Source organism: Paenibacillus sp. Y280, assembly GCF_056786335.1.
Map to the genome: position 1 here is coordinate 144,514 of NZ_JBXCIW010000011.1, position 14,261 is coordinate 158,774.

General features: G+C 47.4%; 12 protein-coding genes. 11 read left to right on the top strand and 1 reads right to left on the bottom strand.

Annotation, left to right across the window (positions count from 1 at the left end):
• The first annotated feature begins 2 nt into the window (after positions 1 to 2).
• The 8 genes from AC1TPC_RS16115 to AC1TPC_RS16150 all read left to right on the top strand — a co-directional run bounded on the left by AC1TPC_RS16115 (position 3) and on the right by AC1TPC_RS16150 (position 8,959).
• Positions 3 to 1,019 carry an ABC transporter ATP-binding protein gene (locus AC1TPC_RS16115; protein WP_482067841.1) on the top strand — a complete coding sequence of 339 codons (1,017 nt, stop codon included), beginning with the start codon at positions 3 to 5 and terminating at the stop codon, positions 1,017 to 1,019.
• Positions 1,006 to 1,941 carry an ABC transporter ATP-binding protein gene (locus AC1TPC_RS16120; protein ID WP_482067842.1) on the top strand — a complete coding sequence of 312 codons (936 nt, stop codon included), beginning with the start codon at positions 1,006 to 1,008 and terminating at the stop codon, positions 1,939 to 1,941. The genes AC1TPC_RS16115 and AC1TPC_RS16120 overlap by 14 nt, the downstream gene beginning before the upstream one ends.
• A 5-nt stretch (positions 1,942 to 1,946) precedes the next feature.
• Positions 1,947 to 2,909, top strand: coding sequence for an oligopeptide ABC transporter permease (gene opp4B / locus AC1TPC_RS16125; RefSeq protein ID WP_482067843.1), 963 nt, complete (start codon positions 1,947 to 1,949; stop codon positions 2,907 to 2,909).
• Positions 2,910 to 2,935: 26 nt separating this feature from the next.
• The gene (locus AC1TPC_RS16130) at positions 2,936 to 3,841 is read left to right on the top strand and encodes an ABC transporter permease (RefSeq protein ID WP_482067844.1); all 906 of its coding nucleotides are present in this window, start codon (positions 2,936 to 2,938) and stop codon (positions 3,839 to 3,841) included.
• Positions 3,842 to 3,856: 15 nt separating this feature from the next.
• A complete protein-coding gene (locus tag AC1TPC_RS16135) occupies positions 3,857 to 5,704 on the top strand; it encodes an oligopeptide ABC transporter substrate-binding protein (protein WP_482067845.1) in 1,848 nt (615 codons plus the stop codon).
• 148 nt (positions 5,705 to 5,852) lie between these two features.
• A complete protein-coding gene (locus AC1TPC_RS16140) occupies positions 5,853 to 7,499 on the top strand; it encodes a family 10 glycosylhydrolase (RefSeq protein WP_482067846.1) in 1,647 nt (548 codons plus the stop codon).
• Between the two features lie 240 nt (positions 7,500 to 7,739).
• A complete protein-coding gene (locus tag AC1TPC_RS16145) occupies positions 7,740 to 8,267 on the top strand; it encodes a TetR/AcrR family transcriptional regulator (protein ID WP_482067847.1) in 528 nt (175 codons plus the stop codon).
• Between the two features lie 125 nt (positions 8,268 to 8,392).
• Entirely contained in the window at positions 8,393 to 8,959 is a 567-nt protein-coding gene (locus tag AC1TPC_RS16150) for an NAD(P)H-dependent oxidoreductase (RefSeq protein ID WP_482067848.1), read from the top strand.
• Positions 8,960 to 9,119: 160 nt separating this feature from the next.
• Here AC1TPC_RS16150 and AC1TPC_RS16155 read toward each other — a convergent pair whose 3' ends face one another.
• A complete protein-coding gene (locus AC1TPC_RS16155; RefSeq protein WP_482067849.1) occupies positions 9,120 to 9,506 on the bottom strand; it encodes an SET domain-containing protein in 387 nt (128 codons plus the stop codon).
• Between the two features lie 329 nt (positions 9,507 to 9,835).
• Between AC1TPC_RS16155 and AC1TPC_RS16160 the strand changes: the two genes are divergently transcribed.
• Genes AC1TPC_RS16160 through AC1TPC_RS16170 form a run of 3 tightly spaced genes read left to right on the top strand, consistent with a single transcriptional unit; the run spans position 9,836 to position 14,219 of the window.
• Positions 9,836 to 11,488, top strand: a complete 1,653-nt coding sequence (locus AC1TPC_RS16160; RefSeq protein ID WP_482067850.1) for a response regulator — start codon at positions 9,836 to 9,838, stop codon at positions 11,486 to 11,488.
• The gene (locus AC1TPC_RS16165; RefSeq protein WP_482067851.1) at positions 11,485 to 13,236 is read left to right on the top strand and encodes a cache domain-containing sensor histidine kinase; all 1,752 of its coding nucleotides are present in this window, start codon (positions 11,485 to 11,487) and stop codon (positions 13,234 to 13,236) included. The genes AC1TPC_RS16160 and AC1TPC_RS16165 overlap by 4 nt, the downstream gene beginning before the upstream one ends.
• Positions 13,233 to 14,219, top strand: coding sequence for a substrate-binding domain-containing protein (locus AC1TPC_RS16170; protein WP_482067852.1), 987 nt, complete (start codon positions 13,233 to 13,235; stop codon positions 14,217 to 14,219). The genes AC1TPC_RS16165 and AC1TPC_RS16170 overlap by 4 nt, the downstream gene beginning before the upstream one ends.
• Positions 14,220 to 14,261 lie beyond the last annotated feature (42 nt).

Here is a 14,261-nt window from a genome sequence, read left to right on the forward strand (position 1 = left end):
ATTTGAACGAAGAGCTGCTGAAAATCGAACATTTAACGACCTCTTTTCGAATCTCGGATCATTATTATGCAGCGGTGGATGATGTCACGCTATCGGTGAGAGAAAATGAGGTGCTGGCGATAGTCGGCGAATCCGGCTCCGGCAAGAGTGCGCTAGCCTACTCGATCATGGGGCTGCATACGAGAGCGAGAATTGAAGGGAATATTATTTACAACGGGCACAATATTGCGCAGTTGTCTCCCTCCAAGCTAAACAAGCTAAGGGGAAAAGATATGGGCATGATCTTCCAAGATCCCTTGTCGGCATTAAATCCGCTCATGATTATTGGCTCCCAGATTGAAGAGATCATTCTCCTTCATCAGCCTAGGCTTTCGAAGAAGGAGAGGGCAAACAGAGCAATCGAGCTTTTGGCGAAAGTAGGTATTCCCCGCCCCGAGCATACCTACGGGCGATACCCCCATGAATTATCCGGCGGAATGAGGCAGCGGGTAATTATTGCGATCGCGATCGCGAATGATCCCAAGCTGCTGATTGCCGATGAACCGACTACTGCGCTCGATGTAACGATACAGCTGCAAATTCTTGAACTGCTCCGAAAGCTAAAGGAGGATAGCAAGGCTGGAATCGTCTTAATTACGCATGACCTCGGTGTTGTTGCCGAAATGGCTGATCGCGTAGCGGTCATGTATGCCGGCCAAATTGTCGAGATCGCCGATATTTATACGTTAATCTCAAATGCCCAGCACCCCTACACAAGATCGCTGCTGCAATCCATACCGACTGTGAATGAAGCAAAATCCAAGCTCCATGTCATACAGGGAATCGTACCGTCTCTGCAAAATCTCCCGCGTCAGGGCTGCCGCTTTCGGTCAAGGATTCCTTGGATTGATGAATCTGCGCATGAAGAGAACCCGATTATGCATGAGATTTCACCGGGGCATCTGGTCAGATGCAGCTGCTACAAGCACTTTCACTTCCCTGATTCGAAGGAGGGGGATCGTCATCATGTCATTTCTTGAGGTAAGTGATCTGAAGGTGCACTTTCCAAATCGCGGCGGCCTTTTCAGCAAAAAAGGTCAACCCGTCAAAGCGGTAGACGGTATACACTTCTCCATGGAGCAGGGACAAACTTATGGGCTCGTAGGCGAATCCGGCTCCGGCAAGACAACGACAGGCCGAGCGATTATAGGTCTAAATTCAGTAACATCGGGCAGCATTCTCTTTGAAGGCCGGAAGTTAGCGGCAGATGGAATGAACAGACATTCGTCATTCCGCAGAGATATTCAAATGATCTTCCAAGACCCGTATTCCTCCTTGAATCCGAAGAAGCGTGTACTCGACATTATTTCCGAGCCATTGCGGAATTTCGAGAAGCTGTCTGCAGGCGAGGAGAAACGTCGTGTGCAGCAGCTGCTGGAGCAGGTAGGCTTAAGCCCGGAATCGATTTATAAATATCCGCATGAATTTTCGGGAGGCCAGCGGCAGCGGATCGGCATTGCGAGAGCAATTGCGCTAAAGCCGAAGCTGATTATCGCTGATGAGCCGGTGTCGGCACTCGATGTGTCGGTGCAAGCGCAGGTGCTGAATTTTATGCAGGATATCCAGAAGGAATTGAATCTTACCTATTTATTGATCAGTCATGATCTTGGTATTATTCGGCATATGTGCGATCAGATTGGCATTATGTATAAGGGCCGTTACGTAGAGCAAGGAACGACAGCGGATATTTTCGATGACCCGCAGCATATATATACGAAGCGCCTTATCTCTGCCATACCTGATATTGATCCGAATAAACGTGAGGAAAAGAATAGGTTCCGAGCAGCGGTAAAGACGGAATATGAACAAGCCTATGGCAATTATTTTGACGAGGATGGCTTAGCTTATCCATTGAAACGAATATCAGAGACACATTTCGTGGCTTTGCCTGAGAGAGGTTGAGGACGATGTGGAGGACAATTGCGCGAAGAATGGTCATTATGGTTCCTCAAATTTTTTTATTGAGTATTCTTGTATTTTTAATGGCTAAAGCCATGCCGGGAGATGCGTTGACAGGCATGATCGGTCCAGATGTAGATCCGGCGGCGCTGGATGCGCTGCGTGAGAGGCTAGGTCTCAACAACCCTTGGTATGTGCAATATTGGGACTGGATTACGAAGGCTTTTCAAGGCGATTTCGGGCAATCGTTTCGTTTTAAAATGCCGGTTTCCGATCTGATCGGTCAGCGGATGATGAATACCTTTTGGTTATCCTTAGCAACGTTAATCCTTACTTACTTAATTGCGATTCCACTCGGCATCACTAGCGGACGCTATAACGATACATGGGCGGATCGAATGATTACAGGCTATACATACTTAGGCTTTGCAGCACCGTTATTTATATTTGGCTTGCTGATGCTATGGGTGTTCGGCTTTCATTTTGGCTGGTTTCCGACAGGAGGAAGCATCGAACCTGGAGTGGAGCCAGGAACGCTTGAATACGTTATGAGCAAATTTTATCACTTGCTGCTGCCGGCCTTGTCCATGGCATTAATTACGACGGTTACAACCGTTCAATTGCTGCGCAGCGAGATTATCGATACGAAGCAGAAGGATTTCATCATAACGGCAAGAGCGAAGGGCGCCTCGGAATCACGCGTTTATAATCGGCATATTTTACGGAATTCATTATTGCCTATCGCAGCGTTCTTTGGCTATGAAATTACAGGGCTTATCGGAGGTACGGTGTTCATTGAAAGTATCTTCAGTTATCCCGGAATGGGCGAGCTGTTCCTCAGCTCGATCTCCCTGCGTGATTTCAGCGTCGTTACGACCTTGGTTCTCTTGTACGGAGTGGCATCCATTCTCGGAGCATTAATTTCCGACATCATTTTAAGCATAGTTGATCCTCGTATTCGAATTAAATAAGAACCCGATACCTTGAGGTGAATGAAATGAGAAAGGCAACCGCCCCAATAAGCACGCACAAGCAACTGGACAAAAGTCCTTCAGGCTGGAGCATCATCTGGCGGGAAATCGTTCGAGATAGGCTGGCCTTCGTGTCATTAATCTTCTTAAGCCTAGTGATCTTGTCCGTCTATGGGATATCACTTGTTCTGGACCAAGAGCAAATCGTAACAGTAGATTTATTCGCGCTTAAGCAGCCGCCATCGGCTGAATACTGGCTGGGCACCGATTATGGCGGACGCGATGTTTTTGGGCAATTGATTATCGGAACACGGAACTCTTTATCAATCGGTATTATCGTTACTTTGCTTACTGGGATTATTGGCGTTTTAGTAGGACTCATCTCCGGTTATTTCGGGGGGACGGTGGACAATGTCTTTATGCGATTCGTTGATTTCTTTATGATTTTGCCGACTTTGATGATCGTTATTGCCTTTGTCACAGCCGTTCCTAAATATAGCATTGTTTCCTTTTCGCTTATTATGACCGCTTTTCTATGGATGGGGATTGCAAGGCTGATTCGCTCCAAAGCGCTGCAGGAGAAGGAGCTCGATTATGTGCAAGCATCCAAGACGTTAGGCTCTTCTAATCTGAAAATCATGCTGTCGCAAGTGCTGCCAAATTTAAGCTCTATTATTATCGTTACGATGACTTTGAATTTGGCGGCAAATATCGGCTTGGAATCCGGCCTTTCCTTCTTAGGGTTCGGTTTTCCAGAGAGCACGCCTAGTCTAGGAACTCTAGTCAGCTATGCTAGGGACCCGCAAACGCTAGAGTCTAGATGGTGGATCTGGTTACCTGCATCGTTACTGATCCTGGTATTGATGTTGAGTATAAATAATGTCGGTCAAGCGTTAAAGCGTGCGACGGATGCAAGACAAAGAAAAGGATAATAGAGGAGGAAATTTATGGTTAAGAGGAAGTCTGTTTTTGCAAGGTCGCTAATCCTTCCGCTAATGCTGGCGCTGCTCGTCTTTCTAGCGGCATGTACATCCGGCAATGGGAACAAGGCGGGGAATCCGTCTCCGACGGACGGCGGGGATAAACCAACGCCAACCGAGAGCGAGAAGCCTGCCGTAGAGGATGGTCTTTATTCCATTGATGATTTCAGCAACGTGAAGAAAAATGAGGGCGAAGCCATTAAAGGCGGCTCCATCACCTTCGGTTTGGTATCGGATACACCGTTTGAAGGGACGCTGAACTTCAACTTTTATTCCGGTGACCCGGATTCTCAGGTGCTCGGCTGGTTTGATGAAGCGCTGCTCACTTGGGATAAAAACTATGTATACACGAATGACGGAGCTGCAACGTATGAAGTGTCGGAAGACGGCAAAACGTTTACGCTTACGATTCGTGATAATGTCAACTGGCATGATGGCAAGCCGGTAACAGCTGAAGACTGGCTGTTTGCCCATGAAGTTATTGGAAATCCGAAATATGACGGCCCGCGATATGACTCTAGTTTCACGAATATTGTAGGGATGAATGAATTCCATGATGGCAAAGCAAAAACCATCTCCGGCATAGAGGTTCTTTCTGACAAAAAGCTTAAAATTACTTACATTGAATCAACGCCATCCTTATTAACCGGCGGCGTGTGGAATTATCCATTGGCAAAGCATATTTTCGGCAATATGGATGTAGCAAAAATTTCTTCTTCGCCAGAGGTGCGCGAGAAGCCAATCGGCTTCGGGGCTTTTAAAGTGAAAAGCATCGTTCCTGGCGAATCGGTTGTCTTTGAGAAAAACCCGGATTATTGGCGGGGAGAGCCTGCTTTGGATGAAGTTATTCTAAAAGTTATTAACCCTACGACTATCGTTCAGCAGCTCGAAAGCGGCGGAGTCGATCTCGTCGATTCATTCCCGGTTGATCAATACCCGGATAACGCGACGATGTCGAACGTTGAATATTTGGGCGCGATTGACCGAGCGTATACGTACATTGGCTTTAAGCTAGGGAAATGGGATGCAGCGACCAAAAAGGTTGCTCCTGATCCAAAAGCCAAAATGGGCGATGTGAATTTGCGGAAAGCGATGGCGCATGCAGTCGATAATGACCAGGTCGGCAAAAAGTTCTATCACGGCTTGCGATGGAACGCGACGACGCTAATCCCGCCGTCCCATCCTGAATACCATGATGATACGAATAAAGGTCTTGCTTTTGATCCGGAATTAGCCAAGAAGATCTTGGATGATGCGGGCTATAAGTTAAATGGAAAATATCGTACCAATCCGGATGGCAGCGAGCTGGTCATTAACTTTATCTCCATGACTGGCGGGGATACTGCTCAGCCTTTAGCCCAGTATTACGTGCAGTCTTGGCAAGCAATCGGATTGAACGTTCAGCTTGAAATGCTAGAATTCAACACCTTCTATGAGCGTGTGGGCTCCAATGGCGAGGATGATCCTAAGGTAGATGTATATCAAGGGGCATGGGGTGTAGGCATTGACGTTGATCCTGCAGGCTTGTATGGTCGCGACGCGATCTACAACTTCTCGCGTTATGCGAGCGATGAGCAGGATCGTCTGCTTAAAGCTGGCTTATCAGCGGAAGCGTTTGATGTGAAGGTTCGTCAAGGCATTTATAAGGAATGGCAGCAGCTAATGGTAGATGAGGTTCCGGTATTCCCAACCTTGTACCGCGCTGTGATCTCTCCGGTCAACAAGCGGATACTCAACTATGCGATAGGCGACGGAACGGATCTATATACGTATCAGATTGCTGTATCGCAGGATAAACCGTTTGTAGCGAAATAAGGTGCAGAAGGGCCCGACCGTTTATGGTCGGGCCTTTTATTAATGTTTATTAATTGACCTTGTTCTCGTGCAACCAATGAATGGCAATAAGCGTCTAATTGTTTGGGATGCTTTATTACATGGTTTGGGGATAGGGGAATTGAAACGCATGAAATTATTAGGAAAATGGTCCATCTGGCTGCTGCTTGCAGCTATTTGCTTGACTGCAGCTGCGCCAATCAGCCAAGCGGCACAAAAGACAGGCATTCGCATTATTTTGAACGGAAAAACGATTACAAGCGATGTATCGCCTTATATCCTTCCGAAGGTTAATGTAACGATGGTACCGCTTCGTATCATTAGTGAAGAACTAGGCGCCAGCGTGAATTGGAACGCCAAGGAGAGGTCGGTAACGATTCAAGGCAGCGGAAATAAAGAGATTTCGATGACCAGCGGGAGCACAACTGCAACCGTAGATGGGGAAAGCGTTAAGCTGGACGCATCCGTGCGGGTCAAAGCCGGACGGGCGATGGTACCGCTGCGGTTCGTCAGCGAGCAGCTCGGATTAACGGTTAATTGGAATCAAGCGGAGCAGACGATTACGCTGCTGACAGCAGCGGTCGAAGATCCGACAGGCGGCATTGTCCAGCCAGATCCTGATCCAGAGCCAGATCCAAATCCGCTTCCTGTTCCAGATCCGAATACAGGACCAGTCACAAAGCCTGAGCTGCGCGGAACATGGGTTTCCACCGTGTATAATTTGGACTGGCCCACTCCGTCCTCCTATCAGAATCCAGTGAAGCAGATGGGTGAATTCATAAGCCTGCTGGATGAGCTGCAAGGGATGGGGTTAAATGCAGTCTTCGTACAGGTGCGTCCTACTGGCGATGCTTTGTATCCTTCAAAGCTTGTTCCATGGTCAAAATATTTGTCAGGCGTACAAGGTCTTGCCCCAACTTATGACCCGCTTGCTTTCATGATCGAGGAGACGCATAAGCGGAAAATGGCGTTCCACGCTTGGTTCAATCCGTTTCGGGCAAATGTGGATACAAAGATCGATCAGCTAGCTGTGAATCATGTGGCTAAGCAGCAGCCAGACTGGATCGTGAATGCAGGAGGCAAGCTGTACATTAACCCCGGTATCCCGGCGGCACGCCAGCATATTATCGATACGATCATGGAGGTCGTGAACGGCTATGCGATTGACGGCGTGCATTTGGATGATTATTTCTATCCGTCGAATGTGGCTTTTGACGACGAGGCAGCCTTCAAGAGCAATAATGCCGGCAAATTAATCTTAAAAGCCGACTGGCGCCGGAACAATATCAATGAATTTGTACGTCAGCTCGGAGAGTCGATTCACGCGGTGAAGCCGCAGGCGGAATACGGGATCAGCCCATTCGGGGTGTGGCGGAATAAGTCAGTGGACAAGTCGGGCTCAGATACAAGCGCAGGCGTAACGGCGTACGATAATATGTTTGCGGATACAAGAACGTGGATTCAAAAGGGGTGGATTGATTACATCAATCCGCAAATTTATTGGAGCCTCTCCTTTAATGCTGCACGCTATGACAAGCTTGTAGATTGGTGGGTACAAGAAGTGAAAGGAACGGGGGTTGACCTGTATATCGGGCACTCACCGTATAAGCTCGGCACGAAGGAAGCGGGCTGGAAAAGCGTACAGGAAATGATTAATCAGCTGGAGTACAACAAGAAATATCCGGAAGTGAAGGGCGATGTTTTCTTCAGCGCTAAGGATCTCCGGAAAAACCAGCTTGGTATTATGGATGCGCTTCGGACTTATTATTTTAAATAAGCTTATTTTAAAAACGTTCCATGCTTTGCCGATGCGGCAAAGCATGAAACGTTTTTTGCGATTAGGATTGGTTATTAAGAGTCGTGGATTCTGATTCTTGGGGACTTGGCTATAATAGGCTAGCCGGGTAAAGAGATGGTTGCATTTGAACAAAAGATAAAGTATGATGTGTTTAGTGATTGATCAATCACTAAATAGAAATCACGAATCGCTTATCGCTATTTAAAGGTGGAGTGCATAATGACAAAAAGCTCATCAACTTCAGTCAATCGTCGCAATGATATTGTATCAGCTGCCATAGAGGTTTTTGCGGAAATCGGCTATTATCGCGCGACGACAGCAAAGGTTGCCGAAAGCGCCCAAATTTCGCAGCCATACGTATTTCGTTTCTTTTCCACGAAAGAAGCGCTTTTGCTAGAAGCATTGGAAGTATCGTGGATGCGTATTTTAGATGCATTCCGACTCGTTATTTCCACAACAGGGCCCGATGAACTAGAGCAAGAGCTAATTGAAGCCTACGCGAAAATCATGGAGAACTATCAGAGCGAGACACTGCTCCAAATGCAGGCTCAGACGATAAAAGAGGCTGCCATCGTTGAGGTTATGCAAAAAGGTTTCCGAGAAGTTCAGCAAATCGTTTATGATGCGTTCAAGCAAGCAGGTTTGGATAGACCGCAGGAGAAGACACTCCTATTTCTAGCTAGAGGAATGTTATGCAATATCTCGATGGCGCTGTCCTTGCCGGAGTTAATGGAAATGAATGATTAGCCGAGCCGTTCTTGGCTTTTAGCAAATGTGATTGATCAATCAATAACAAATATGGCACAAAGAAATTGATTGATCACTAATTATAGATGAGAGTATAAGCTTGTACATTTGAGAGGAGAAATAATATGAAACATCTAATCGTTTACGCACACCCGAGGAAAGAAAGCTTTAATCATGCCATATTGGAGACAGCCGTAACCGGACTTGAGCAAACGGGGCATGAGGTAGTCGTTCGGGATCTCTATGCAATCGACTTTAACGCAGTAGTCAGCAGCAGTGAAATCATTGGCGGAATGTCTGAGGATATTGAACGTGAGCAGGAATACTTGAAGTGGGCAGATGTCGTTACGTTTATTTATCCGATTTGGTGGACGGGATTGCCTGCTATTTTGAAAGGATATATTGAGCGAGTGTTCACCTATGGTTTTGCTTACAAGTATGCAAATGGCGAACAGAGTGGGCTCCTAAAAGGGAAAAAAGCGGTTATTATTCATACGCAAGGCAAATCGAATGCTGAATATGCAGCCAGCGGCTTGGATAAGGCGCTTCGCCTAACCTCGGATAAAGGAATATTTGAATATTGCGGATTCGAAATTTTGTACCATGTCGTCTTTGACGCTGTCATGAAGTCGGATGAAAATACGCGCCGCGCTTGGCTGGATCAAGTCGCGTATATGGCAAGCAAAGCATAACGAAAATTGGCGAGTACATTGAGAGGGGCTTTCATCTTTTTATATGAGGAAATGAATCGCGCTTGAATGGCGGATTTGTATAAAATAGAGCATTCAAAAAAACGAGGCAGCCCGGGTTTATTTTCTCCTGAGCTGCCTCGTTTCATGCCGTTAACCTTTATTACTTTTCTTTATCTTCATTAAACCATAGCGGATCTTCGTTATCGACTTCGCCATTATAGTTAATGAGGATCTCTTCCCCGGCCGTAATTGCGGTGTGAGCAAAGAAATCAACCGTATGATTGTCGAAGTTAAGATCATAGTAGGCGTTAGGCGTATAGGAATGGTTGAACAGCATACCATAGCCTAGCAGAATAGCCGTGTGGTTAGCGCCATACTCAAACACATAATCAGCAAGCAAGGTTTTCTCTATGTGTTCATGCTCTTCATTTGGGAAGGGAATTACCGGTGCTTCGTGAATAAGATCGCCTTTTGCTATATCACGTGTCGCGAATACCCCTCTATTGAACTCTCCGTCGCTAAGCTTGGAAGTCTTTACCTCAATCATGTTGTTCACCTACGTTTTCATTAGTCTAAAGAGTCCCTTATTGTATAAGAAATCTAACTCATCTTAGGTAATATAGCAATTTAATGAGGAAATAGCCAGCATCTCGTGCTCGCGGCACATATATTTAGTTCCGGGAGCTCCGCAGGAGAGCCCGGCTTTATTGATGTGCAGCACATTTTATAGTGAATAAATAGCATGGCGAATGACAAACCATAATCTAATCAGGCCATGCTATTTTTACAAAGACAAAATATATGGCAAAATGGTATTGGCGATACGCAGTCCGCAAGGGGGCGTCGCGCTCAAAGCCATGTTTTAGGGGGAACCTTATGTATAAGCTGCTGCTAGTCGATGACGAGCCGGAAGTGACAGAAGGATTAATGATAGAAATAGACTGGGCAAGCTGCGGCTTCACAGAGGTAAGAACGGCAGGAAACGGCAAGGAAGCGATGGAGCTGTTTGAGAAAATGGAGCCGGATGTGCTCATTACCGATATTAGTATGCCCTATATGAACGGGCTTGAGCTCTCGGAATGGGCGAGGAAGATGTATCCCATTACGCGGATCGTAATTTTGTCCGGCCATGATGAGTTCGAATATGCGAAGCAGGCGATTCATTTGCAGGTTGAGGCATATGTTTTGAAACCGTTCTCAGCCGAGCAGCTGACGGAGACGATTGCAGAGGTTGCCAAGCGGATGGACGAGGAGCGGGAGAAGCGGAGCAATATCGAGCTGCTAGAGGAGCATTACCGTACAAGCTTGCCCATCGTGCGCGAGAAGTTTTTATCGTCCTTGATTACGCGCAAGCAGCAGCCTAAGGATATTTTGGTGAAAGCAGCCAAATATGACATGCAGCTCGAGGGCGAAGGCTATGTCGTATCGATTATTGCAGTGAACCACTCAGACATCGGAAATGAGGAAGCTGCTCAGCCCTCGACGAATTCACTAGCCTCGTCAACTGATTTGGACCTGAAGCTATTTTCGGTTTGCAACATCGCGAGTGAAATATGGGCGAGACATGAGCTTGGCAAAGTCTTTATCCATCAGGATCAGGTCGTGCTGTTCTCCGTCAGTCCGCGCCCGGACTCTGAGCTGATTATGGAGCAAACGCAGGATGCGCTAAAAGAAATTTTGCAAAGCATCGAGAGGTTTTTGCGGTTCCCGGTCATGATTGGCGTCGGAACGTTCACACGGGATATCGGCAATTTGAAATATGCGTACGAATCCGCCACGGTTGCTCTCGATTATCGGCGAATTCTTGGCAATAACCTAATTATTTGCATTGATGATATGGAGAATCGCGACCATGAGAAGCTCCTCTTCGACGAGTGGAAGGAGCAAAGTTTGATTAGCGCCGTCAAGCTGGGCACAGAGAAGGAGCTGGATGAGGTCGTTGAGGGTCTATTCGACGAAATCACTCGCGTTCAGGCGCCTGTGCACGAATACCAGCATTATTTGCTCGAAATGGTTACAGCCATTATCAAATTAACAAGAATCCACGAGAGCGATTCCGATGATATATTCGGGGGCAGCTGGGGGATATTGAATCAATATCAGAAGCTGAACAGCATGCAGGAAACGAAGGCTTGGTTCGGTGAGCTGTGTGCGAAGGTGAGAAGCCGTATCGCCAGCCGCAGGCAGCATACGTATAAGCAAATTGTGGAGGATGCGATCAGCTATACGAAGAGCCATTTTCACGAAAGCGATTTATCGATAGCGAAGCTCTGCGCACAGCTGCATATCAGCACAGGCTATTTCAGCGGATTGTTCAAAAAAGAGCTGAAAATGACGTTCGGCGCCTATTTGCTGCAGCTGCGCATGGAATCGGCCAAGGAGCTGCTGCGGACGACGGAGCTGAAAGCGTTCGAAGTTGCCGATAAGGTGGGCTTTGCGGACCCGAATTATTTTAGCCTCAGCTTTAAGAAATATGCAGGACTATCCGCCAAAGAATATCGAAGCGGCTTGACGGAGCAAGGCAGATGATGCAGCGCAGAAGCATTCAGTATATTTTGACGATATCGTTTACGTTGTTCTCGGTATTTATCATATTAATAGTCAGCGTCGTTCTATATGGCCGATTCTCGGCTACCGCCAAGGAGAACGCCTTTCGCAACTCGCAGCAAATCGTCGATCAGGTCAGCTACAATCTTGAAAATTACGTAGAGGTTACGTCCGATCTGTTCAACATGATGCATCATGCGATTGGTCTAAGTGAAAATGTAAAGTCCGACACGATGCGCCGGCAGCTGGAATCGATGATGTCTACGCGTACTGATACGGTTTCGCTGGCGCTCTTTGATGATAAAGGACAGCTGCTGTTCGACCTGCCGAATGTTGAGCTGAAGGACACGCTGAAGGTGACGGAGGAAGGCTGGTTCCGAAGCGCTCTCGATACGACGGGGCATTTGTCCATATCGCTTCCCCATGTGCAAAACCTGTACAAGCAGCAATTCCGCTGGGTCGTATCGATTAGCAAAAGCATTACTGTTCAGCATAATGGCAAGCAGGTGAACGGTGTTCTGCTGCTTGATGTAAATTTCAATACGATAGATGAGCTGTCCGAACGTGTAAGCTTAGGGCAGAAAGGGTATGTGTACATGCTTGACGAATCGGCAGGAAACATCGTGTATCATCCGCAGCTTGAGCTCATTTATGCGAGTCTAAAGGATGAGAATGTCGAGCTTGCGCTCAAGCATACTTATGGGAGCTATATAGATGAATCTACAGAGGAAGCGAAAATGATCAGCGTCCAAACGATCGGCAACGTAGGCTGGAAGGTCGTTGGCGTATCGTATATGGATGAGGTGATGACGACGAGCGCGGTGCTGAACCGTTCGATGTCGAAGCTTCTTGTCGCGTTGGCGCTCATTGTTTTCCTATTGTCCAGCATGGTTTCTCGGCGTATTTCAAGGCCGATCAAGCGGCTGGAGCTATCGATGAAAAGCGTGGAGCGAGGCGACTTCGATCTAACGGCGAGCGGCGAGGGACCGCTTGAAATTAAGCATCTTGCGGATCGGTTCAACATTATGATCGGCACGATCAAGCAATTGATGAACCGAATCGTCACGGAGCAGGAGAGCAAACGAAAGTATGAGCTCGAAGCATTGCAAGCGCAAATTAATCCGCATTTTTTGTACAACACGTTAAATACGGTCGTCCGCATGGTCGGCATGAACAAGAACGAAGAGGTAATCAAGACGATTACGGCGCTGTCGAAGCTGTTCCGGATTAGTATCGGCAAAGGAAAAAGCTTAATTCCGATTGCGGATGAGATGGAGCATGCTCGAAATTATTTGATTATTCAACAGATGCGCTTCAAAAATAAATTCGACTATTCCTTTGATATGCAAGAAGAGGCTTTGTCTTGTGTAACCTTGAAGCTTATTATCCAGCCTTTAATCGAGAATGCGCTTATGCATGGCATCGAGCCATCCGTCGATAAGGGGCATATTGTCGTATCTGTTAAGCTTGATGGCAGCGATGTGGTTATTAAGGTGATCGATGATGGGCTCGGCATGTCGGAGGAGCAGCTTGGCAAAATTCTGATGGGAGAAGTCGTTAGCTCGAAAGGATCAGGTGTAGGCATTATGAACGTGCAGGAAAGAATTAGACTATATTTTGGCGAAAAGTATGGTTTGCATTTTGAAAGCGAGCTGGAAGTCGGGACAACCGTCACGATTCGTTTCCCTGCTCGTTTGCCTGAGCAAGTCGAAGGAGGGGAGCAGCCATGATGGTCATGAAAAAAGGAAGCATCATTAGCGTGCTTCTCTTCCTTGCAGCTGCCTACCTGCTATATTCTGCGCTTTATCCAAATGAGCAGGAGCCGAAGGAGGAGCGGGCAGGGAAGACGATTCAGCTTATTCTCCGTACAAGCAAAGGCGACTACTGGCAGAACGTGACGATGGGCGCGCAGGCAGCCGTTAGGGAATTTGGCATCAATCTGCATGTCTCCGCTCCATCGGATGAAGGTGATGTTGCGGGCCAGCTGCAAACGGCGATGCAATCGCTGGAGACAAAGCCTGATGCCATTGTGCTTGGAGCGAATGACGATGGGGCCTTTGAACCGTTTCTGAAAGAGGCTGCCAAGCGGCGGATTCCAGTCATTGCAATCGACAGCTTGCTCACTTCAGGCGAGACGACCTCTTATATAGGCATGGACAATTATGTTGCCGGGAAAGCAGCGGTGCGCGAGATGGCTGGCCAGCTTGGCGGCGAAGGTGACGTAGCTATCGTTGCGTACACCAAAGGGGGCATTAACGGCAAGCTGCGAGAGCAGGGCATTCGTGATGCCGTTGCGGAATATGAAGGCATTCGGCTCGTAGACAGCCAGCCCTGCTCGGATGAATATAGCGAATGTCAGCAAACCGTCAGCGGCATGCTGGATAGGCAAAAGGTTGACGGCATTCTGTCGCTTAATACACAAACATCGATCGGAGCGGCGCTTGAGCTTAAGCGCAGGCAGGCTGGGGAGAAGATTAAGCTGGTCGGCTTCGACAGCTCGCCAGAGCTTCTGGAATTGCTGCAGGAAAATCAATTGCAGCTGTTAATAGTGCAAAATCCGTTCAGCATGGGCTATCTCGGCGTCAAGCATGCGCTTGCGGCGGCGCAAGGAAAGAAGGTTTCTGCCCGCGTGGAAATGGATATGGAATTTATTACGGAGGAAAATATGTTTTGGCTGAAAAATCAAAAACTGCTGTTCCCCGTCGTTCAATAATCGAAAGACATGAGGATATTAATAAAAATGATGAGGATATTA